This window comes from Ignavibacteriales bacterium, assembly GCA_026390595.1.
Classification (GTDB): domain Bacteria; phylum Bacteroidota; class Ignavibacteria; order UBA10030; family UBA10030; genus UBA9647.
The window spans coordinates 1-23,181 of sequence record JAPLFQ010000007.1 but is presented as its reverse complement, the minus strand read 5'-3'; the positions used below and the strand labels follow the sequence as shown (position 1 = coordinate 23,181).

The following is a 23,181-nucleotide window of genomic DNA, read 5'->3' as shown; positions in this document are numbered from 1 at the left end:
CACGGAACAGCCCCGGGCATTGTTCTGACAGAAAGTATTTCCGTTATCAATTCATTCGTTCACCAGTTCCAGGAGGATTTATGATTCGTCGCTGGAGTACACTTATGTTCCTGCTCTCGTTGGCTGTTGGCTGGCTGTTCGGTCAGACGGCTCCGACGACGGGATTGCGCGACAATACGCCCACCATCCATGCGTTCACCAATGCACGCATTGTTGTCGCTCCGGGAAAAATAATTACCCGCGGTACTCTTGTTGTCCGTAACGGGACAATCGAAGCCGTCGGCGAGAAAGTCTCCCCCCCCGCCGATGCCAGAATTTGGGATCTTGACGGTCGTACTCTCTACCCGGGCTTGATTGAACTCTCTTCGGATCTTGGCATGCCGAAACCGGCGCAGGCTCAAACAGGCGGCCCATTCGCAGCTCCGGCACAGCAAACCCAGGCGGAGAAGCCAAAGGGGGCGGCACACTGGAATGCCAAAATGCACGCTGAAGTGAACGCCGACGAGGAGTTCACTCCCGATTCGAAAGCCGCTGAGAAATTGCGTTCACAGGGATTCACTCTTGCGTTGGTCGCTCCACAAACCGGCATTTTCCGGGGCACAAGCGCGCTTGTCGGTCTCGGCGATGATGTGGTGACAGGCCTCGTGGTAAAACGGCGTGTGGCGCAACACCTGAACATTGAATCTTCAGGCGGATTCGGCAGCGGATATCCCAGCTCTCTGATGGGAATTATCGCATTCGTACGCCAAACGTACTTTGATGCCGACTGGTATCGCAAAGCGCAGGATGCATACGCCAGAAACCCTGCGGGCCAGAAGCATCCGGAGGTGAACAATGCGCTTTCTGCGCTGGCCGATGCCATCCAGACCAAGATACCGACAGTCATTGAAGTCGCCAGCGATCTCAATTTCCTGCGCGCAGCGAAGCTCGGAAAGGAGTTCTCTCTCAACCTTTGGATCCTGGGCAGCGGTCAGGAATACCTCCGGATCGATGCAGTGAAGGCAACGAAGGTTCCGGTTCTTGTGCCGCTCAACTTCCCGGAAGCGCCTTCCGTGGAAACGCCCGAGGAAGCATTGAACGCCTCTCTGGAAGACATGCGCCACTATGATGCTGCTCCGGAAAACGCGGGGCGGCTCCAGAACGCAGGAGTTTCCATTGCCCTCACCGCTGCGCAATTGAAAGATGCCGGCACATTCCTCGCCCAGGCACGCAAGGCGATTGAACGCGGATTGAGCGCCGACGCTGCATTGACAGCTCTCACCACGACGCCTGCGAAGATGCTCGGTGTGGAGAAACAGTACGGTACGCTTGAGCAAGGCAAGGTCGCCAACCTCGTAATTACAGACGGCGATTTGTTTGCTGAGAGGACGAAGATTCAGGAAGTATGGATCGATGGAAAGCGATATGATGTCAAACCACCACCGCTGGCTGATGTCCGGGGAATCTGGGACTTCACCTCGGATCGCGCGAACGGAACATTGACGCTCAGGGGCGACATAGAAAAGCCGACGGGTTCACTGAACGCCCGCGCAAAAGACGTCAGATTTGCGACGGTATCTGTGAGCGGGGGACGTCTCGCTGTTACGTTTGCAGCGGACTCAATTGGTATTCCGGGTATTGTATTGATGTCGGGCACGGGAAATGACAAGGAGATGTTCGGGGTGATTGAAACTCCCGACGGGTCTTCCTTCGGCTGGCATGCAACACGTACATCCCCAGCTCGAGTCGAGCCAGATACAGCGAAGCCGAAAAAAGTCGATATGGCCACTGCATCCCTGATGTTTCCTCCAACGGAATACGGCCGGCCAAAACTCCCCGAACAGCCGGCGAATATTCTCATCAAGAATGCAACGATCTGGACGCAGGGTCCGCAAGGAAAACTCGTGAATGCGGATATGCTCGTAACAAAGGGAAAGATCGCACAAGTCGGTTTGAACATCGCAGTCCCCAAGGATGCCGTAGTGATCGATGCGACCGGCAAGCACCTGAGCCCGGGCGTCATCGATGCTCATTCCCACACGGCGATCAACGGAGGCGTCAACGAAGGTGGACAGGCGATCACACCAGAAACCCGCGTGGAAGACGTCATCAACCCGGATGACATCTGGATATATAGACAACTGGCGGGTGGCACAACGATGGCGCTGGTTGTGCACGGCTCGGCGAATCCAATCGGCGGTCAGAGCTCGATCCTGAAGTGGCGCTGGGGCGCTTCTGCCGAGGAGCTGCCACTGGCCGGGGCACCCCTCGGAGTGAAGTTCGCTCTCGGCGAGAATGTCAAGCAAAGCAGCATGACCCCGCAACGCGGCGTTGCAGCGCGCTACCCGCAGACCCGCATGGGCGTGGAAGAGCTGATACGTGACCGGTTCAATGCGGCGCTTGACTACGAACGGTCGTGGAAAGAGTGGGAGAGGAACAAATTGATGGTTCCACCCCGGAAGGACCTTGAGCTTGATTGCCTGCTGGAAATCGTCAAAGGAAAGCGTGAGATCCATGCACATGCATACCGCCAGGATGAGATGCTCATGCTCATCAGGGTTGCTGAGGAATATGGTATTCATGTCGCGTCCTTCGAGCACGGACTTGAAGGGTACAAGATCGCTGATGTTATTGCCAAACACGGAGCCGGTGTATCGACATTCAGCGACTGGTGGGCGTACAAGATCGAAGCCTGGGATGCAATTCCCGGGAACGGACCCTTGTTGCACAACCAGGGGGTTCTCGTTGCCTACAAATCGGACAACGACCAGCTCGCTTCACGTCTGAACTGGGAAGCGGCAAAAGCAGTCAAGTACGGACTGAGCGAAGAGGAGGCGTTTAAGTTTGTAACGATCAACCCGGCAAAACATCTCAAAGTTGACAAGTGGGTCGGCTCGCTGGAGGTTGGAAAGGATGCCGACTTTGTTCTCTGGAGCGGCAACCCTCTCTCGGTCTACTCGAGGTGCGAACAAACCTGGGTCGACGGAAAGAAGTACTTCGATATCCAGGAAGACAAGCAGATGCAGGAACAGATTGTGAAGGAGCGGGCAGCGCTGATCCAGAAGGTCCTGGCGACAAAGAAACCCCAGGCAGCACCAGCAGGAGGGCCGCCCGGGCGATTCCGGCGTCCGAATGAATCCGATCAACAATCAACCATCGGGGAGGGCCAGAGCCATGAAACGAACTAACATCCTCCTCCTCGCTGTCTTCGTTCTTTGCTCATCCTGTGCTGTCGCATCGGATGCGATTCCAGCTGCAAAGCAGAAGAAACCGATCGCTCTCATCGGCGGGACAATCCACACGGTGAGCGGAGCGGTGATCGAAAACGCAACGATTCTCTTTGACAAGGGGAAGATTGTTGCGCTCGGCACAAACGTGACAATCCCGGCGGACGCGGAGCGCATCAACATCGCGGGCAAGCACGTCTATCCGGGAATCATCGACTCGTACACCAGCATGGGGTTGACCGAAATTGGCTCTGTGCGGGGAACAATCGACCAGGCCGAGACGGGTCTTATCAATCCGAACGTTCGCGCTGAAGTCGCCGTGAATCCCGAGAGCGAATTGATTCCCGTCGCTCGGGCTGGCGGAATCGCGATCGTCGCGACGATGCCAAGCGGCGGACTCATCTCCGGACTCGGCGCGGCGCTCATGCTCGATGGATGGACATGGGAAGACCTCACACTGAAAGGCGGTCTGGGACTCGTTGTCAATTGGCCCTCGATGATCTACACTCCCTCACCTCGATTCCGCGTTACGAAAGAGGAGTGGCAGAAACAACGCGACGATCAACTCAAGGCTATCCGGGAGGCGTTTTCAAGTGCTCGCGCCTACATGACCGCCAAGAACGCCGAAAAACAACAAGGTGTTCCTATGCACGATAGCGATCCCCGCTGGCAGGCGATGATTCCCGTACTTCAGGGGACCATTCCGGTCTTCGTTGAGGCGAACGAAATGACGCAGATACAGTCTGCGATCACATGGGCTGAGACTGAAGGAGTGAAACTCGTGATCGTGGGGGGCAGAGACGCATGGCTTGTCCGCGGTCAGCTCAAAGCGAAAGATATTCCGGTGATCATCACGGACGTCCAGTCTGCGCCCTCCCGCATATGGCAGGGATACAACGAAGTGTTCACGCTCCCCTTGCGGTTGCAGCAAGCCGGTCTGCGGTTCTGTATTGCCGGAGACGGATCTCCTTCGAATTCACGGAATGTACCGTACCATGCCGCGAACGCTGCCGCCTATGGATTGCCGAAGGACGAGGCGCTCAAATCTGTGACGCTGTATGCCGCTCAAATCCTCGGCATTGCTGACAAGGTGGGATCTCTTGAGGCGGGCAAGGACGCGACGCTTATCGTCACCAACGGCGATCCGCTGGAGCCGCCGACCGTGACCGAACACATGTTCATTCAGGGGAAGAAAATCGACCTGGGGAACAAACACAAGCAGCTGTATGAGAAGTACAAGCAGAAATACATGCAATTGAACGACAGATAGCCCGCAACTTCAACAGATTGCCCACGACTTCAGTCGTGGGGGGGGGTAAGCGAGGGCGCCCGAGACCGTGCGCCCTCTTTTTTTTGTCATCCCCCACACAGCTCACGCGCAAGCGATACGAGGAACGCCCCTACATCAGTCACCACGCCGATCGTTTGCTGCGATCCACGGTCCGACAGTTTTGTCACGACCGCGGGGTTAATGTCAACGCACACAACCCTCACCCACGAGGGAAGCATGTTGCCGACTCCGATCGAATGCAGCATCGAGCTAAGGCAAATCACCATTTTCACGTCGGCGAGCTGCTGCGCATACGCCTCCTGCGCTTTGACGAGATCCATGATGGTATCAGGAAGCGGACCATCGTCGCGAATCGAGCCGGCAAGTACAAATGGCACCCTCTGTTTTACACATTCATACATGATCCCCGACTGCAGAACGCCGGAAGCAACAGCTCCTTGAATTGATCCGCATCGATTGACAGCATTGATGGCCCGCATGTGGTTCTTGTGCCCTTCTTCGATTGGCACACCATGCTCCAGATCCACACCGAGAGACGTGCCGTACAACGAATGTTCAACATCATGGACCGCGAGCGCATTTCCCGAAAGCAACGCGTCGACAAATCCGCCCCGAATCAGGTCCGAGAACGCGCCGACAGCGCCTGTGTGTACCACAACCGGGCCGGCGACAAACGCAATCCGCCCGCCTTCCTTCTTGCTTTGCCGGATGAGTTCAGCGATCTTGCGAACAGCAGTCTCCGTTCGACGCTCGGACGATATGTCGTTTGCCATGAACGCGAAGCCAAGCCGATCGCGCTCTTTGAACTCCGGCTGTATGCGTATCCCGTACACGCCGCACACAATCATGTCCCCTGCACGTACATCCCGCAATTTACGGCACTCAGCTTTCGCATCCCAAACGACGATGACCGCGTCCATGCGCTGGTTTGCCACGTCAAGCCAGCCACCATGCAACCGGATGAACGTCCGATGGTTCGTTGTTGAATAGAAGTCATCGGGCACAACGCGGTCTGCTTCGGCAGGCCGGAGAAATGCGTCCGCGATGTCTGTCTGCAGACACCCGAGTTCGACAAGCTCTTCGAGAGTTCTGGCCAGAACTTGCGGAGACTTCGAGGATACTCTGAGCTCAAGATGGGAAAAAGCTTCGTTGGTCTTGCCCAGCGTAAATTCCACAACTTCGAATTCAGATCCGCATGCAATCACCCGGTCGAATATTTTCGAGAGAATCTGTGAATCGACCAGATGTCCGTCTGTGTGCACAATTTCAGAATACATCGCTTCGCCTTCCTTCGTTCGTGATGTTCTCTGTTTCTGTTGGTATACCGGGCTGGGAGCGCGATAGTTCCAGCCTCGTTCTTCTCTTCTATAATCTAAGAGATTCCGCACCATTGGCAACCGTCATTGATTACGCTTCTGATTATCCATACATTTAGTCAAACTTCCGTGTGGCATCCCGGCAAGGATTCACACCTCATCCTGAAGCTGCTTCTTCTCGGACCTCCCGATGGATATGCGCCCGCCTTCATTCTTCTTCTGATTGGAATGTCCGCGTCGGTATGGGTGCTTGCCGTATTTTCACGATGGGTCGCAGGGATCGCCTGGAAAGGAAAAGCGAGAATGCAGAATGCGCGGATCGAACTGGAGTCATTGCTGGCAATGGCGTTGCCGCGCCTTCTGAACATTTCTGAAACCGAAAGCTGCGTGCGTCCTGCGCCGGGGAAATGGTCCGGGAAGGAAATTCTCGGCCATCTCATCGATTCAGCCAGCAACAATCACCAGCGCTTTGTTCGGGCGCAGCTGAGCAGCGAGATCAGGCTACTGGACTATGAACAGGAAGGCTGGGTCGCGACACAGTCGTACCAGACTGAATCGTGGGAAAACCTCGTGCGGCTTTGGAACGTATACAATCTTCACTTGCTTCACGTTGGAACCAATGTTCCGGCCGAGAAGTTAAACAATATGTGCTTTATTGGCGGCAACGTTCCGGTGACTCTTGAATTCATTTTTGTGGACTATGTCCGCCACGTGAAACACCATCTCAGGCAAATCCTCGGATAAGCGCCATGCGGACACGGCGTGGGATCTTGCCCAACTTTTGGCTACCTTATCCATGAAATCATTTTCACAGCAGGCAGGCAGTCACAACTTCGAGCATCGACGTGCGAATTGCAATCATATCTGATGTACACTCCAACCTTGAAGCGCTGACCAGCGCATTTGGGGCGATGGAATCCCGACGCGTTGATGAGGTTGTCTGCCTCGGGGACACTGTTGGCTACGGCGCGAATCCGAATGAATGTCTCGGGCTGATTCGTTCACGGTGTTCGGTTATCCTCCAGGGAAACCATGATGCTGCAGCGATTGATCTTTCAGTCGCAAATCAATTCACGCTCAACGCCCAGCTTTCCGCCATCTGGACCTTGGGCGCCCTTCTCGAAGAAAACAAGAGCTTCCTGAAGGATCTTCCGCAGATGAAGCCGCAGGGAGATCTGCTGTTTTCCCATGCGTCCCCCTTTGAGCCTGAGGAATGGCACTACGTTATCAGTGAGTTCGATACCCGGGAGGCATTCGAGGCCTTTGCTGAGAAGATCTGTTTCATCGGGCACTCGCATATCCCCGTCATTTTCTCGGGAAGGGAAAAAGTACCTGCTGTCGAGCGATCAGGACGCTTCATCGTAAACGTAGGGAGTGTGGGTCAACCCCGCGACGGGAACCCGCACCTGAGCTTCGGGATATTCGATACCGACGCATGGTCGTACGAAAACATCCGGGTCGGATATGACGTTGAGGCAGCCGCTCAAAAAATCCGCAAAGCCGGTTTGCCGCGCTCACTCGCGGAACGGTTGTATCAGGGTTTGTAGGGCGTGACGCGGAAACTGCCCGGAACGGGGCTTATCTCGTGGTAAGTAACGCGAGGAGTTGACTCTTCTTCATTGTTGACACCGCAACACACACCGCTTCATCTGTTTTCCACAACACTACATTGCAGTCCGGATGATCGGGGTCTGTATACCACCCCGATTGCGTGAGACCTCTCTTGGCCGCAAGGGGGAGCGATACCCGCGTGCCATACAGAGCATCATCGTCACTCACCTCGAATACATACACAAGCTCGCGTCCAATTTTGTAGAGAAGGTGCGCCTGCTTGACGCCGTTGCACTCTAAGGACGCCCCCCCGCACCAATCGCAGTTACTGAACCGGGGAACGTGTACGCCGAACTGCAAATTGCTCGTCCGAAAGACATCGCCGAAATGTTCGGGAGCCGATGTCACCATCGCCGATTGCATCCTGCCCGACTGTAGAAGCGCGAAGTTTCCGAATGACAAATGGATGAGGTCGTTTGACGCTGTGTGCGCCGTCATCTGGTTACGGGGATCGGCCTGCGAACTAACCGTCAGGAAAAACACAATGGCCATGATACCGCCGGCCAGCGCCGGTACAACGATGCGGAAAGGCTGCCAGCCGGACAGCAATCCTCCGACAACCAATGCCTGTTGACCAAATTCGAGCCGAAGGGAACTGAGGATAAGGGATTGAACGCTGCGGGGGGTCTCAACCTGCTTCACATTCTGTCGAACCATGTGTTTCGACAGTTGTTCCAGCGCAACCTCTCTTCGACAAGGCTTGCACTGCTCGAGATGAACCTGGAATTCCCTTGCTACACCATTGGGAAGAGATCGATCAATAGCATCACCAGCGCGCCGCTGGGCTTCTTCACAGTCCACAACACCACCTCACGGAGCAAGATAACAAGTACTCTGTTATCCTCCCTAGTCACTTTTGATTATTCCCTGCTGTTTCGCGTACTCGAACAGTACTGCCTGCAATAGCTTCCGCCCCCGATGGAGGCGCGATCGGACGGTTCCGATTGGACACTCAACGAACTCCGCAATCTCCTCGTACGTCAATCCCTCGATGTCGCAGAGGATGACGACGGTTCGAAAATCGTCCGGCAAACTCTGTAGAGCCTTCGTCACCTCATCGCCGAGCAGGTTGCCGTAGAGCTGCTCCTGGAGATCATTGGGATTCGTCGATCCGGCACGAATTGTATTGTAGAAATTCTCGATGTCCTCGTAATCAACCTTGTCCGGTTCTTTCGTTTCTTTTCGGTACCGGTTGATGTACGAATTCTTCATAATCCTGAACAACCACGCGCGGATATTCGTTCCCTTCTCGTACTTATCCCAGAAACGATACGCTTTGAGGTAGGTCTCCTGCAGCAGGTCGCGGGCGTCCGCTTCATTCCCGGTCGTACGAAGAGCGAAGTTGTACAGCACGTCCATATGAGGCAATGCTTCTGCCTCAAACTCGGTGTGCTTTTTCTTCGTGCTCCGGGAAACGACAGCCTGTACGCCAGGATTCATGGATCGCCTTGACTATTTCCCACTCGAAAAGATGAATCGGCCCATTGATCGTGGGCACTCAGTGACGGCCCGCAGTACGATCATGTAAACATTGTCAGGGGTTCAAAACCTGAATGTCTCTGGCAGGCAACATTCCCTGTACCAACGGGGGTGATGCAGTGTGAAGATACTCGCGCTTCAAGGTAGCAAAATCCGCTCCTGAGTGCAATACAACGGTGCACAGAGGAACAACAGTCAATGCCCGGCTGTCAGCGCCTCAACCTGCCTGGAGGAAAAACGCTGGTCCATCCGCATCTCTCCGCCGTTGAAAAGTGCATTATGAGCATCAATTTCACTGAATGCACCGTAGACCCGGAGATCACCAATGTCGACGACCTTCCCCACCAATTCCACTTGTCCCGTCTCCGCGTTCAGCTCCTCGTCAAGGTTGATACCAATATCGACAACGGCCGCAGGCACTTGATCGTTCGCTTTCAACCGTGCGTTTCGAAGAATGACATCGTACAGGAACTTCGTCCCGAACGGAAGCCCCTCATAGATCGCAAGGTCTGCCTGCTGAAACGTTTCGGTTGCGAGAGCATACAGGCTGATGAGCAAGCCAACATAGTTGAGTTTACGGATGAACATTTTGTCGCGATCGCCCGGCCATCCGCCCGACTCAACCAGGACCGTGCTCGTTCCCCATTGTTGAATATTGTCTCCAAACGCGCGCGGCTCAAACGTGTCGTCGTACTTCGAGACATGACCCGGGATAAACTCCTGTACTGCAGACGCAAACACCGAGGCAACTTTCTTCGCGGCCTCCCGCACAGCGTTGTCGGCTCGTGATTCATCATATGCGGGAGCGAGCAACGCAATCGTGCTGACATCCCTTGTATTCCCGACCGTGTAACGCGGATCCTGATCGTGAAGATTGAACCCGAATTGCGGACGGTGCGTCTGTTGAATCTCTTTCAGAATACGTGCCTCAGGAGTTTCCAGCGCAAGCGCGTCGCGATTCATATCAATAGATTGGGCTGTACGTCGCTGAAACCTCTCTGCTCCATCCGGGTTGAGCATCGGTATCATCAGAAGATCAAGCGAATCGAGAATCGCGCGCGTCGCTCGATGATCGGGATTCCGCCGGAAGAAGCTGAGGATGTCCAGCAATGCCATGGTGGCGGTTGATTCATCTCCATGCATTTGCGACCAGAGAAGGACTTTCACTGTTCCCCTTCCGAGCCGAAGCAGAGAGATGGTTCGCCCTTCGGCGGAGATCCCCAACGGTGTTGTCGAAAAGAAGTTCGCCGCGTTCAGCGGCTCCAGCCAGCGAAGCATGTCGGCCTGGCCAAACCTGCGGGAGGCAATTTCCGAAACACGGCAGGTCTCATACACGTCAAAAAGTTCCCGAGCCAGCGCCGAGCTTATGAGAGAGTGATCCGGTGATTGAGGGTTGTTCATAGGGGAAATCTGCAAACGTGAGTTGATCTGATGATTGCTCAGAGCGAGCGGGCTGACAGAAGAAGACCGACACGGTGCGTCATTTCACTTCTTTGTCACTGCTCTGAAGATAGGGGGAAATTTTCACAATCGCATCTCTTTCATGGGGTGGCATGGTTGAGGAAACAGCGTCTGTCACCCGGGACTTACGAAGCCATAGCCACCGGTAAGCAAAGAAAAAGGTCGGACGTGGCGTCCGACCTTTTTCTCAAGCGGCTGCACTCTATGTTTTCTCAGAAGGGACGCGAGAACCGGAAAATGAAACGAGCCGGTTCACTCCTGTCCGTACGCCAAACAAATGCCAGCCGGAAGGCACCGCTGCGCGACGCCACACCGGCCCCGACATCATGTCTGAAATCCGAGATTTTGATTCCGTCGAAGCCATTCGTCCAGAGTGCTCCGTTATCTACCGTGCGCACAAGACCTGCATCTGTGAGGACCAGCAGATTGATGCCGCGCATCAGCCAACTCGGCCAGAAACTGAGATCACCGAGAAAATCACCATTGACGATCAACTCTGCGTTCATCAGTACCATCCGGTTTCCCATCTCACCTTTGAACGGAAAACCCTGGACTGTTCCAAGCCCCCCGATCTCGAATGTCTTCTGAAGCGGGAGTGCTCCTTCGGATGACCCTACGCGAACGCGGATATTAAGATTGTCGTATCGTCCCAACGGCTGGTAGCGGCGCACATCGGCAACATACCGGTTGAACGTGTACACTCCACCAAGATTTTTGTCAGCAACCTCTGCCGTCGCCAGTATGCTCCACCCTTCAGGACCATAGATTGTGGACGTCACGGTGCTGAGTCCGGCCGAGGTGAAGATGCTTCCCATCTTTCCATCGTCGATCGCCGGATTCGGACGGAACTGCTTGCTCCCTCCGAAGAAAGACCATTCCGTCTGATTTTCCATAGACCGGTACTCATCCGCCAAATACCCTACTTTAAGTTGACCGGTGATGTACTCGCGCTGGGTGGCATATCCAAGGTTAATACCATATCCATCCCGGCGATAGTAATCACGGTAGTCTTCGTGAATCAAAAGAGCCGCAGCAGTGTTTTCCTGTACACCAATAAGCCAATCGTCTTTCGTATCCGTAAGGCTGTGCGCTTCGGCTTCAATTTCAATCAGCTGTCCGTCGTCGAAAGCGAATTGCCTGCTCAACCCCAGGTTACCGCGCCAGTGGTGGGACTTGAACCCGTATCCCGCTGAACCGTAGAGACTGTAGGAACGTTGATTGTCCCAATAGTATCGCTTCTCCGATCCCACACCGAGGAACAGACCTTCAACGCGGTTGTACCGGAAAATGAAATTATCCAGATTGGTCGTCTCGCTGACCCAGTTTGCGTTAAGTTTCGTAGAGGATCTTCTGAAGTTTTTCTCTTCTTCTCTGTAGGCTTTCTCTTTCTTGGAACTGCCCTTGTCAATATATCCCATAACAATCGCATCGTCATCTTTATTGACTTCGCCATTGATGACCTTGATGTTACCACCCACATACGCCCCGTCCCGCAGGTAGACGTCTCCGCCGATGACAAGAACGTCGCCATTGACGTGCCCATAGATGGTGAGGTCGCCCCCCTTGACGATCACATTCGTATTGAGAGTATCGCCCCTCTGGATGACCGTGTTCCCCTGGTACGTTACATTGCTGTCTTCGTTCACTTTCGTGAACATATCACCCTGCGATGGTTGTCCATGAAGCTTTTTCGATGAGTCCTTTCTCAAACCCGTTTCGTCGGAACGGCCCGAGAATTCCTTTTCAAGCTTGTCGATCACACCTTCGACGATTGATCCTATCCGTTGACCGAGACTTTCATGTTTGTCATTCTCAGCATTCTCTTTTTTTGTGGTTTGTGCCTCCGTAGCTGCCAGAATAAAGACGGCGCACATACATATCATGGAGATTCTTGAAAGGGTATTCATGGCATCACCTCGGAAAGTGTTGTGGCTTTCTCAACCTACGGTGATTTTGCCGCAAAAGTTGCGGCGGGCGAGGTGAGATGCGCCCGGCATCGGATGCACCGGAAGATCTCCTTTTTCATCAAAATTCCCAAAGAGTCTGTATTTTCGTATATTAGGAGTGGAAGCTGATTACATTTTAAGAGGCCCGTATGCGCTTAGCCATCAACATCGACCATCTTGCCACACTCCGAAATGCCCGGGGAGGGACTGAACCAAGCCTCGTGCAGGCGGTCCGGATTTGTGAGACAGCCGGCGCCCGCGGTATTGTGTGTCACCTCCGTGAGGACCGGCGGCACATCCGCGATGCCGACGTCCGGGAACTTCGAAAGACCATTACAACCAAGCTCGATCTCGAAATGGCTGCAACTGGGGATATCATCGGGGTTGCGCTCGAGGTGGTTCCTGATTTCGTCACGCTCGTCCCCGAGCGGCGGCAGGAGCTGACAACAGAGGACGGGCTCGATGTTGTCGCCGGCAAGAAACATCTTCTCGACGTCATCAGAACATTCCACGATCACAAGATCAAGGTGAGTCTTTTTGTGAATCCGATCGTGGAGCAGATCAGGGCGGCACGCGAAATTGGTACCGACATGATCGAGATTCACACGGGCGAGTATTCCGAAGCTCACACTCCCCGTGAACAGGAAGTGTGTTTGGCGCAGGTCAAAGAATCCGCGTCCCTTGCCAAATCGCTTGGTCTTGGCGTCCACGCAGGCCATGGTCTCAACTATGTCAATGTCGGTGCAATTGCCGCTATCCCGGAAATCGATGAACTCAGCATTGGTTTTGCAGTCATCGTCCGCTCGATGTTCGTTGGCCTGGAATCCGCCGTCCAGGAAATGCGCTCCCTCGTTGAGGCGAGCTAACGTTCCACAATGTCTCCCTCAGCCAACTCTCTACGAATGACCCATGAGACTGACGATCTGCGTTTTTCTTCTGCCGCTTCTCACACCCTCTGCGGCAGAACAAGATTCCTCTCCTTCCTCCTTCGGGCCGGCGGCAAGGCACACAACATCATGATACAGAACTCAAACGTTCCGCTTTACTAACTCAATCGAAGAGAAACCTTAATGCGCAAGAACACACTGCTCCTCATATGCCTTCTCGTCTTCTCACCGTTGGTCTCCCTGGCTCAAGAGGGGTTTGCTCTCTTCACGACGGACTTTCCGCCTGAAGAATTTGCCGCCCGACGCGCCGCCCTGTACGATGTCATCGGTTCTTCGGCCATCGCTGTACTCCAGGGAGCCCCGGGACCAGCCGGCTATGTTCGCTTTCGCCAATCCAACGAGTTTTACTATCTGAGCGGAATTGAGATTCCCCACTCGTACCTTCTTCTTGACGGTTCAACACGACGGGCAACTCTCTATCTTCCCCATCGCAACGAAGGCCGGGAGAGATCAGAAGGAAAAACGCTGATACCCGAAGAAGCTGTTACCGTGAAACAGCTCTCGGGAATCGATGCTGTGTACGGTATTGATCTCCTGCCTGAGCATCTCGCCCGGTACGCGAGGGGAAACACACTCCGTACACTCTTTACCCCATTCAGCCCTGCGGAGGGTTTCGCAATGAGCCGCGACCTTGCCGTCCGCTCCGTCGGAGACGCTGCGGCGGATCCGTTTGATGGCCGCGCTTCACGTGAAGGGAATTTCATTCAGTTGCTCCGCCTGCGATTTCCACAATTCGAAATAAGGGATCTCACCCCTCCATTGGACAACTTGCGGCTCATTAAAAGCCCGCGTGAGATCGCTTTAATGAAGAAGGCAACACAACTCTCCGGTCTGGCCCTGATGGAGTGTATGCGATCGACGAAACCCGGGATCATGGAATACGAACTGGATGCTGTTGCAAAGTACGTCTACTACAGAAACGGCGCGCAGGGGGAAGCGTACTTCTCGCTTATTCAGAGCGGGCCCAATGCAATGGTGGGACATTATAATGCCAACAAGAGGAAAATGCAGGATGGAGATTTTCTCCTCATGGATTTTGCACCAGACTATGGATATTACATGAGCGATTTGACGCGGACATGGCCCGTGAACGGAACGTTCAGCACACACCAACGCGAGTTGTATGAGTTTTACGTTGGATGCTACCGGTCTGTTCTGAAGGCGATTCGGCCAGGGGCGACGGCGCAAGCAATCTTGCTGGATGCCGTCCGGGAGATGGATGGCATTCTTTCGAAGACAGCCTTTTCGAAACCAGTCTATGAAGCGGCCGCCAAGCGTTTCGTTGGCACATTCCGGTCATCGTCTCAGAATCCACGGGCAATGCTGGGCCACTGGGTTGGAATGTCAACTCACGACGTCGGACAAGATTACGGCCCCCTGCGCGCAGGTATGGTGTTCACGATTGAACCCGCGTTCACAATTCCGGAAGAGTCGATTAGTATCCGTTGTGAGGACCTTATCGTCATCACAGATCGTGGTGCTGAAGTCGTCTCTGATTTTGTGCCTCTGGATATGGCGGGAATAGAAAAGCTGATGCGGGGAAACGGTATGCTTCAGCAATATCCACGCGCACATGCCGTGGATAAGTGATGTTCGAATGAGAGGCGGCGCGGAAAGAGCGCAGACAAACCTCGTTTCCAGCCCCTTTGGACGCCAGAATTCTTGCGCGAATCAGCTATGATCCATCGATTGAACCGGTGTGCACTGCATCAACAAGAATAATCTGGAGTTTTCTGATATTAGTGTCGACATTATAGAAATTCGTGCTCTGTGCTCGGCGGGCACAGAGCGGGGCTCTCCGCTCACCACGCATCCCCCGCTTTTGCGCAGAGAGAAAAGAGAGCGAATGATACCAAACACGATCACGCCAGACCCAACGTTACCACTGTGACGAACTCTATGCGACCAGCAGGATCCATCTTCGAACTTCCAACCCCAGCGCTGCTCCTCGACCAGGGTATACTCGAGCGGAATCTCACCAGAATGCAGGACCGCGCGAACTCCTTCGGCGTTTCACTGCGTCCACACATCAAGACCCATAAGTGCGTGGAGATTGCCAATCATCAATTGGAGTTGGGAGCCCGCGGCATCACCGTCTCGACGCTGTTCGAACTGGAACAGTTCGCCGCTGCCGGATTCAACGACATCACGTGGGCTCTTCCGCTGATACCGGATCACATCGAAAAAATTCTGGCGTTGTCCGACAAAACGACAGCGCGTGTCGTTATCGATAGCATGGAAATGTTCGAGAGGCTCAATGCGATCGAACGGGTCGGCAGCGAACGAATTCACGTGTGGCTCAAGGTCGATTGCGGCTACCATCGCGCCGGCGTCGATCCAAAATCCCCGAATGCCGAACAACTCATCCGGTCACTCAACGAATCAAAAAATCTCGTCTTCGATGGCATCCTGACTCACTCAGGGCACGCGTACGACTCCCGCAACCGGGCAGACATACAGGTTGTCGCCGATCAGGAACGCTCCGTGATGGTCGAGTTTGCGGAGCGCATGAGAACCAAGGGGTACAAGATTCCTGTGGTGAGTGTCGGCTCCACTCCAACCATGTCCGTGACGGAAAACTTTGAGGGCATCAACGAAATCCGACCCGGAAACTATGCTTTCTACGACAACACACAAGTCATGCTCGGCAGTTGCGGCGTCGCTGATTGCGCCCTGACGGTGCTTGCCTCGGTTGTTTCGCACCAGCCGGGGGCATCACACTTCATCATCGATGCCGGAGCGCTCGCCCTCTCAAAGGACCCCGGCCCCCTGCATATCAGCAATGATATGGATATGGGGATTCTTTATGAGGACTATGACCGCAAGCGGCTTCAGGCTCACGTGCACGTGAAGACCTTGTCACAGGAACACGGAAAAGTCCTGATTTCAGAGAGTTCAAGGCTGCAAGATCACTACAAGGTGGGAGACAAAGTCCGCATCCTGGAACATCACTCCTGCCTGACGGCCGCCAACTTCGACTACTATAATGTGGTCAAGGGGTACGAGGTGATTGACCGGTGGAAGATACTCCGCGGAAGAGTCTGATCACCGCTGTCAACGCCCGGCGTTCAGCAGATGACAAGACGCTCATCTGTGCCGTGTAGGGGCAACACGTAGTCTTCGAACACGCTTCACGCACCAACACGGATATCCCTTCTCTTCACATCCCGCATAGACTTTCTCAATCTTTCGTGTTATCTTCAAGCACTTCCTGAGAGAAACGGACCTCGCATGAGCGGCGACAACTTCAATTTCATATATATCTCGGAGATCCTTCACCTTCCGATCTTCAACGCCTCGACCGGGAAGAGGATCGGCCGGATCGATGACCTCGCCGCACGGACAAGCCACGTGTATCCGAAGATCACGGCGCTGATCGCCTCGATGCACGAAGGTGAGAAGCCGCTGTACATTCCCTGGAATCTCGTACGTTTGACAGTCTTCAAGAAGCATGTCACGGTTGAATATCCTTTCGAGAGCACCAATCAGGAATCGGTAGAAAACGAAATTCTTCTCAAGGAGACGTTCCTCGACAAGCAGATTATCTCGACGTCAGGATATAAGCTTGTGCGGGTCAATGACTTGCAGTTGCTTATAGACAATTCCTCTAAGGATAACCCGAACCTTTGGCTGGTGCACATTGATATTGGCGTCAAGGGGTTACTCCGGCGCCTGGGTTGGGTGAATTTTCTCAATCCGATTTTCCATTGGCTCATCGCACGCGACATCAACGACAAGTTTCTCACGTGGAAGAATGTTCAGCCGACCACGGCGACAAACGTCCACGGAGCCGTGATTATGAAGGCCGATTCCTCGAAGCTCTCTGCCATACACCCGGCGGACCTTGCGGACATCCTTGAAGATCTCGGCACAGACGAACGCATCTCGCTGCTCGAGTCGATCAGTCCGGCAACAGCGGCCGCTACACTTCAGGAAATGGCGATTAACCTTCGCGTCCAGATGGCGGAAGCGCTCGACACCGAAAAGCTCGCAAGCATCATCTCTGAGATGCAGATGGACGAAACCGTCGACCTTCTCGACGAGCTTGACAAGGAGAAGCGTGAAGCGGTTTTCAGTCTTCTCACGCAGGAGCGCGTCGCAGAAATCCATGACCTGACGAAGCTCTCCGCTTTCAGCGTTGGAAGCATCATGAACACAAGCTTCATCACTGCAAGAGAAACTCAGACAGTCAAAGAAGTGCTGAAGATGGTGAAGGCAGAGATCAAACAAACCGAGTTGCTCTACTACGTCTATATCATCGATGATGAGGAACGGCTGAAGGGTCTTGTCACGCTGCGCCAATTGCTTTCCACGAAGAGCACAGCCGTTATCTCAAGCATTATGCGGGGGAATATCATTTCCGTGCGCCTGGATTCCAGCGTCAAACGAATGGCCCAGTTGTTTTTCAAATACAAGTTCGAAGCGATTCCAGTCGTTGATGAAAACGACAAGCTCCAGGGCATCATTACGATGCGTGACACGCTCGACGCGGTCTTCCCGGAAGTAAAACAGGCAGCCGAGGGGTAAGATGGGTTTGCTGCAACGATTGAAAGACCGGCCGGCATTCCGCAACATGCTTATCTTCCTGAGCGTGATCGGGCCGGGCATTATCACCGGCAGCGTCGACAACGATGCCGGAGGCATTACCACATACTCGGTGGCAGGGGCGAAGTACGGCTACAAGCTGCTCTGGACTCTCCTTCCGTCGTTTATCGCGCTCCTGACGGTGCAGGAGATGAACGCGCGCATGGGAATCGTTACTGGCAAGGGTCTTGCCGATCTGATTCGCGAGAATTTCGGCGTGCGGATCACGTTCTACCTTTTCGCACTGCTCCTGTTTGCCGATATCGGCAACACCGCAACGGAATTCGCCGGCGTCGCAGGAAGCATGGCGGTCTTCAATGTCGACAAGTACATCTCTGTCCCTCTTGCTGCAATCGCCGTGTGGATCCTTGTCGTCAAGGGAAACTACAAGATATCGGAGAAGATTTTTCTCTTCTTCAGCGTCTTTCTGCTTTCCTACATTGTGTCGGCTATCCTTGCCAAGCCGGACTGGGGACAAATCGGAAGAGAGATGATTGCCCCGAAAATTCAATGGGACAATGAGTACCTCACGACGGTGCTGGGACTTATCGGCACTACCGTCGCTCCCTGGATGCAATTTTATATGCAATCGTCCGTGATCGAGAAGGGGATCAGCATCGACGACTACAAATACACGATCTGGGATGTTGTTGTCGGGTGCATCATTACGGTCGTTGTGGCTTTCTTTATCATTGTCGCATGCGCAGCCACGTTGCACGTCAACGGAGTCCAGATCAACGAAGCCAAGGATGCCGCGATGTCATTAAAGCCTTTTGCGGGGGCGCTTGCATCACAGGTGTTCGCGTTCGGACTTTTCGTCGCTTCGGTGTTCTCGGCCGCCATACTCCCCCTCGCTACGGCATTTTTCATCTGTGAGGCCTTTGGCTTCGAAGCCGGCATAGACAAGAAGTTCTCCGAGGCCCCGCAGTTCTATACTCTGTTCACTTTCACGATTCTCACGGGTGTCGGCATTATCCTGCTCCCCAACGCTCCGCTCATTGCAATCACAATCTGGACACAGGTGCTCAATGCCGTTCTGCTGCCTGTTGTCCTTATCTGTATGATGCTCATCATCAACAAGCCTGAGATCATGGGGGAATACACGAACAAACGGTACCAGAATGTTATTGGATGGACGACATCGATTATTCTCATGATACTGAGCGCCGTTCTTGTGATCTCGGGGATAAGTTGACGAACGACACTGACTCACGCAGCAGGGAAATCGTACACATCACAATTCTCAGAAACAGATCGAATGACAAACCTCTCAAAGCAAATTGTTCTCGTCACAGGTGCAAGCAGCGGCATCGGACTCGCGTGTGCTGAAGCGTTCGCCCGGACTGGCGCGCGTCTCATCATTACCGCCCGGCGCAAGGAGAGACTCGATGCCCTGGCAGAAGAACTGAAGAAAAAGCATGGCACCGAGACACTGACGATTCAGCTTGACGTGCGCAATCAGCCAGCAGTGGAAAAGGCCATTCAGACTCTTCCTTCCGGCTGGCAGGACATCGAAGTGCTTGTCAACAATGCCGGACTCAGCCGCGGCCTGGACAAGCTGTACGAGGGGAAGCTGGACGATTGGGAGGAAATGATTGATACGAATGTGAAGGGATTGCTGTATGTCAGCCGCGCCGTCATTCCCGGCATGGTAGCGCGTGGAAAGGGGACAATCATCAACCTTGGTTCAATTGCCGGACACGAAGTCTATACCGGCGGTAATGTGTACTGCGCATCGAAGCACGCCGTCGACGCGTTGACGAGGGGATTGCGACACGATCTGGTGGACACACCTCTTCGAGTCTGCACCGTCGACCCCGGGCTTGTGGAAACAGAATTCAGCATCGTCCGTTTCCGCGGAAACGAACAACGAGCAAAGACAGTCTATCAAAACCTCGCTCCGCTGACGCCCGCGGATGTGGCAGACGCCGTGCTCTATTGCGCAGCGGCGCCACCGCACGTTCAGATCGCAGAGATAATAATCCTGCCGACAAATCAGGCGTCCCCAACGCTAGTACACCGAACGCCGGCGGCGAAGTAGAGAAACAGAAAGTGATGTTCACATCCGCCGAGACGGGGTCTCGACGGAAGAAATTTTCCAGGGCAGCTCGCAAATCAATGAATGGTCGGTGACAGGAGAGGCTATGCAGGAGGCTGCAAGGGATATGATCGAAGCAGCTGAGCTCGAATCCTATTTTGAGCCGTTTCGGAGAAGTACGATCGGCTATCACCAGCCATTTCGAACTCCGTACGGTGAGAAGGAGATTATTTACGCGGATTGGACCGCGAGCGGCCGATTGTACGGGCCGATCGAAACCAAGATGCGCGACGTGTTCGGACCTTTCCTTGGCAACACCCACACGGAGACAAACGTCACCGGCACATCCATGACACAGGCATATCGCCTGGCTCATCAGATCATCAAGAACCATGTCAATGCCGGGCCTGATGACGTACTGCTCTTTTCCGGTTTTGGCATGACGGCTGCGGTTTGTAAACTCCAGAGAATGCTCGGTCTCAAAATCCCTGAACAGATCGAGCAATACGTTTCGCTTCCCCCCGAGATGAAACCCGTCGTGTTCGTTACACACATGGAGCACCACTCCAACCAAACCTCCTGGTATGAAACGCTCGCCGACGTCTGCGTCATCAAACCCACAAGCGACGGCCTCGTCGACCTCGACGACCTCGTGGCATTGCTGAAGAAGTACCGGGACCGCAAGCTGAAAATCGGCTCCTTCACCTCCTGTTCGAACGTCACGGGTATCCGGACTCCGTATTCTGCGATGGCGAAGATCATGCACGAACACGGAGGGCTTGCCTTTGTCGATTTCGCAGCATCCGCTCCTTATGTGTCTATCAACATGCATCCCGCCAATCCGGCCGAAAAACTGGATGCTATCGTTTTTTCTCCACACAAGTTTCTGGGCGGACCAGGAGGATCAGGAGTTTTGGTTTTCGACTCGAACCTCTACCATCTGCGATCACCAGACCAGCCCGGGGGAGGAACCGTTCTCTGGACAAATCCATGGGGAGAGTACAGCTACAAGCCGGAAATTGAAGAACGCGAGGATGGGGGAACTCCGGGCTTTCTCCAGGCCATTCGGGCGGCGCTCGCAATGGAGCTGAAAGACCAGATGGGGGTGGAGAACCTGCTGCATCGCGAGGAACAGCTCGTGAGGAGACTTTTCCGTGGACTGCGGGCAATTCCCGGCCTGACCATTCTGGCAGATTCGGTCGAGGAACGCCTCGGTATTATCTCCTTCTACTTCGAGAAGATACACTACAACCTGATTGTTAAGCTCCTGAACGACAGGTACGGCATTCAGGTCCGCGGCGGATGTTCGTGTGCCGGAACCTACGGCCATTATCTGCTTCACGTCGATCACAACACTTCGAACCGGATTACCGATAAGATCAACGAGGGGGATCTTTCCACGAAACCAGGATGGGTGCGACTTTCCGTTCACCCAACGACAACGGACGAAGAAATTGCTTACATCCTCGATGCACTGCGGGATACCGGGCGAAATGCCAGCACCTGGGCACAAGAATACACTTACGATCCACACACGAACGAGTATCAGCACAAATCAGGCGAGACTCTGCAAAGCACCGTTCAACAGTGGTTTAAGCTCTAGCAGCAGTCGCAGCTATCCGAACCCCACTAGTAAATTCCAGTCCTAGCTGAGTTCGGCGCATCCCTCCGCTTCTATCTCCTACACAAGCATCGCACGCACTTCACGCTGCGCACCTTGGCCACTTTTTGCTTACCAGGAGGGAAGTGAGAAGTGCCGTGGCTTCGTCTTTGCAGAGCGTCCGTGGCTGCTACTCCATGGATGGTTCGGGTAGCCGGTTTTGTCCCTTTCGGTTATCTGATTTTGTAACTGTATCACGCTTTCGCGGGTCCCAATGCCCTTGCCGGGTTGGTTTCCTCTCAGCCTTCGTACTGTGTACGTAATTCGTGGAGCTTCAGCATAAATTCTCCCATGTCTGGAAACCGAATGGCACCGGTGGTACATAGTGTTTCGCATCCGGAGCAGCCGACAACGCAATTGTAGGGCGTCACTACGCGCGCGTGTTCGTCGTCCAATGCATAGACACTATGGGCGCAGAACTCGAGGCAAACGCCACAGTTTGTGCACAGGCTCTCATCGATCGTGGGAAACCACGGGATTTCTTCCCGCGGGATATTCATATGCTGTTCTGCAGCATTACTGTACTCCTGTAAGTATCCGAGGCCAATAGACTCAGCGTTTCTGAGACTGAGCATCCTCCTGCCTTGCTACATAGCTCTTGTATTCGCGCAAGAGTGCTTTTGTGTACTCATTCTCGCTCGATGGAGAGACATAGTTGCCGAAATCCCTGATCAGGCGCAGCAAATCCTGCTTGATTTCCTCTTCTCCGGTGACGCCTGAGGTGCAGACGTTTCGAAGCGCTTGATCCAAACCCAGCAGACCAGCTTCAAAATCTGCCACCTTTATGATTCTTGTAATCGGTTTTACACAGCATGATCCTGGCATAAAAAACCTCCGTTCCTCTTCTGGTCTCAGAATGCGGTGTAGAGATAGTACACACCGGCCAGGACCACGAGCGCACCCGCGCCGCGCTTAAGGTACGTCGTGCCTCGTGACTGTTCTGTCCAGTTGAGATATTTCTGGACTGTTCCCGTTGCACCTCCTGCTGCTGCAATGACAGCGCAGTGCCCTGCGCCAAAGGCCGCAATCAATGAGAAAGCTCGCAACGGATCGATCGACCCAACGCTGAACACAACGCCGAGCACCGGCGCCATATAGGCAAACGTGCACGGACCGAGCCCGATGCCGAAGATGAGGCCCAGGAGCAGCGCGCCTTTCCATCCTCGGGCAAACGACGTTCGCGGGAGGATCCCACCCCACGAGAGACTGATGATGTCCATAAGATAGAGACCAACAACAAAAAACACTCCTGCCACGATGATATTGCCCCACACGCCGACATCGCCCATCATCCGGCCGGCTGAAGCTGTGATCGCCCCGATCAATCCAATCGTGATGAGAATACCGAGGGCAAACACGAGAGAGAGTGAGTACGAGCGCTTCATCCCTTGCTGTCCCTGACTGCTGATATATCCGATGACAAGGGGGATACTGGACAGGTGACACGGACTGAGCAGAATGCTGGCAACGCCCCAACCCATCGCGGCGACGAGTGCAATGCCGAACTGCTCATTCAAGGCGGTTGTCAACCATGTAAAAAGGCTGTCGAGCATAGGTCAACTCCCCGATAGGATTTTCAGCCCTTGCTTCTGAAGTAGCTTGTCAATCTCTGCTTCCGGATAAAATCCCTCGTGCCGAAAGA

Annotated in this window: 18 protein-coding genes; 11 read left to right on the top strand and 7 right to left on the bottom strand. The window is 54.1% G+C overall.

Going from position 1 to position 23,181, the window contains the following annotated elements; translation table 11 throughout:
* The first annotated feature begins 80 nt into the window (after positions 1 to 80).
* On the top strand, positions 81 to 3,167 hold the full coding sequence (locus NTU47_02510) for an amidohydrolase family protein (GenBank protein ID MCX6132661.1): 3,087 nt from the start codon (positions 81 to 83) through the stop codon (positions 3,165 to 3,167).
* Positions 3,154 to 4,476, top strand: coding sequence for an amidohydrolase family protein (locus tag NTU47_02505; GenBank protein MCX6132660.1), 1,323 nt, complete (start codon positions 3,154 to 3,156; stop codon positions 4,474 to 4,476). Before NTU47_02510 ends, NTU47_02505 begins: the two co-directional genes overlap by 14 nt.
* Before the next feature lie 86 nt (positions 4,477 to 4,562).
* Here the strand turns inward: NTU47_02505 and NTU47_02500 are convergent, their stop codons facing one another.
* The gene (locus tag NTU47_02500) at positions 4,563 to 5,774 is read right to left on the bottom strand and encodes a TIGR00300 family protein (protein MCX6132659.1); all 1,212 of its coding nucleotides are present in this window, start codon (positions 5,772 to 5,774) and stop codon (positions 4,563 to 4,565) included.
* Positions 5,775 to 5,900: 126 nt separating this feature from the next.
* Here NTU47_02500 and NTU47_02495 point away from each other — a divergent pair, with 126 nt between their 5' ends.
* Together NTU47_02495 and NTU47_02490 are read left to right on the top strand one after the other, a co-directional pair.
* Positions 5,901 to 6,557, top strand: a complete 657-nt coding sequence (locus NTU47_02495; GenBank protein ID MCX6132658.1) for a DinB family protein — start codon at positions 5,901 to 5,903, stop codon at positions 6,555 to 6,557.
* A gap of 101 nt (positions 6,558 to 6,658) precedes the next feature.
* Positions 6,659 to 7,360 (top strand): metallophosphoesterase family protein, encoded by a 702-nt coding sequence (locus tag NTU47_02490; GenBank protein MCX6132657.1) that lies wholly within the window; start codon positions 6,659 to 6,661, stop codon positions 7,358 to 7,360.
* A gap of 31 nt (positions 7,361 to 7,391) precedes the next feature.
* Here the strand turns inward: NTU47_02490 and NTU47_02485 are convergent, their stop codons facing one another.
* The 4 genes from NTU47_02485 to NTU47_02470 form a co-directional block, all read right to left on the bottom strand.
* Positions 7,392 to 8,081 carry a hypothetical protein gene (locus NTU47_02485; protein MCX6132656.1) on the bottom strand — a complete coding sequence of 230 codons (690 nt, stop codon included), beginning with the start codon at positions 8,079 to 8,081 and terminating at the stop codon, positions 7,392 to 7,394.
* Positions 8,082 to 8,270: 189 nt separating this feature from the next.
* Entirely contained in the window at positions 8,271 to 8,864 is a 594-nt protein-coding gene (locus tag NTU47_02480; GenBank protein MCX6132655.1) for a sigma-70 family RNA polymerase sigma factor, read from the bottom strand.
* A 234-nt stretch (positions 8,865 to 9,098) separates the two neighbouring features.
* Entirely contained in the window at positions 9,099 to 10,304 is a 1,206-nt protein-coding gene (locus tag NTU47_02475; GenBank protein MCX6132654.1) for a M14 family zinc carboxypeptidase, read from the bottom strand.
* A 272-nt stretch (positions 10,305 to 10,576) separates the two neighbouring features.
* Complete coding sequence (locus tag NTU47_02470) at positions 10,577 to 12,271, bottom strand: DUF5686 family protein (GenBank protein MCX6132653.1); 1,695 nt, start codon at positions 12,269 to 12,271, stop codon at positions 10,577 to 10,579.
* 188 nt (positions 12,272 to 12,459) lie between these two features.
* On the opposite strand from NTU47_02470, the gene NTU47_02465 reads away from it, so the two are divergent.
* From NTU47_02465 to NTU47_02435, 7 genes are all read left to right on the top strand, one after another.
* Positions 12,460 to 13,176: a pyridoxine 5'-phosphate synthase gene (locus NTU47_02465; protein MCX6132652.1), complete on the top strand. Its 717-nt coding sequence runs from the start codon at positions 12,460 to 12,462 to the stop codon at positions 13,174 to 13,176.
* A 204-nt stretch (positions 13,177 to 13,380) separates the two neighbouring features.
* Positions 13,381 to 14,847: a Xaa-Pro peptidase family protein gene (locus NTU47_02460; protein ID MCX6132651.1), complete on the top strand. Its 1,467-nt coding sequence runs from the start codon at positions 13,381 to 13,383 to the stop codon at positions 14,845 to 14,847.
* A gap of 309 nt (positions 14,848 to 15,156) precedes the next feature.
* On the top strand, positions 15,157 to 16,302 hold the full coding sequence (locus tag NTU47_02455; GenBank protein ID MCX6132650.1) for an alanine racemase: 1,146 nt from the start codon (positions 15,157 to 15,159) through the stop codon (positions 16,300 to 16,302).
* Positions 16,303 to 16,488: 186 nt separating this feature from the next.
* A complete protein-coding gene (locus NTU47_02450; GenBank protein MCX6132649.1) occupies positions 16,489 to 17,784 on the top strand; it encodes a CBS domain-containing protein in 1,296 nt (431 codons plus the stop codon).
* 1 nt (position 17,785) lies between these two features.
* Positions 17,786 to 19,036 (top strand): Nramp family divalent metal transporter, encoded by a 1,251-nt coding sequence (locus NTU47_02445; protein ID MCX6132648.1) that lies wholly within the window; start codon positions 17,786 to 17,788, stop codon positions 19,034 to 19,036.
* A gap of 63 nt (positions 19,037 to 19,099) precedes the next feature.
* Positions 19,100 to 19,882 carry an SDR family oxidoreductase gene (locus NTU47_02440; protein MCX6132647.1) on the top strand — a complete coding sequence of 261 codons (783 nt, stop codon included), beginning with the start codon at positions 19,100 to 19,102 and terminating at the stop codon, positions 19,880 to 19,882.
* Between the two features lie 124 nt (positions 19,883 to 20,006).
* Positions 20,007 to 21,482, top strand: a complete 1,476-nt coding sequence (locus tag NTU47_02435) for an aminotransferase class V-fold PLP-dependent enzyme (GenBank protein ID MCX6132646.1) — start codon at positions 20,007 to 20,009, stop codon at positions 21,480 to 21,482.
* Positions 21,483 to 22,091: 609 nt separating this feature from the next.
* Here the strand turns inward: NTU47_02435 and NTU47_02430 are convergent.
* Together NTU47_02430 and NTU47_02425 are read right to left on the bottom strand one after the other, a co-directional pair.
* A complete protein-coding gene (locus tag NTU47_02430; protein MCX6132645.1) occupies positions 22,092 to 22,364 on the bottom strand; it encodes a hypothetical protein in 273 nt (90 codons plus the stop codon).
* Between the two features lie 26 nt (positions 22,365 to 22,390).
* Positions 22,391 to 23,092, bottom strand: a complete 702-nt coding sequence (locus tag NTU47_02425; protein MCX6132644.1) for a cytochrome C biogenesis protein — start codon at positions 23,090 to 23,092, stop codon at positions 22,391 to 22,393.
* Positions 23,093 to 23,181: the final 89 nt, after the last annotated feature.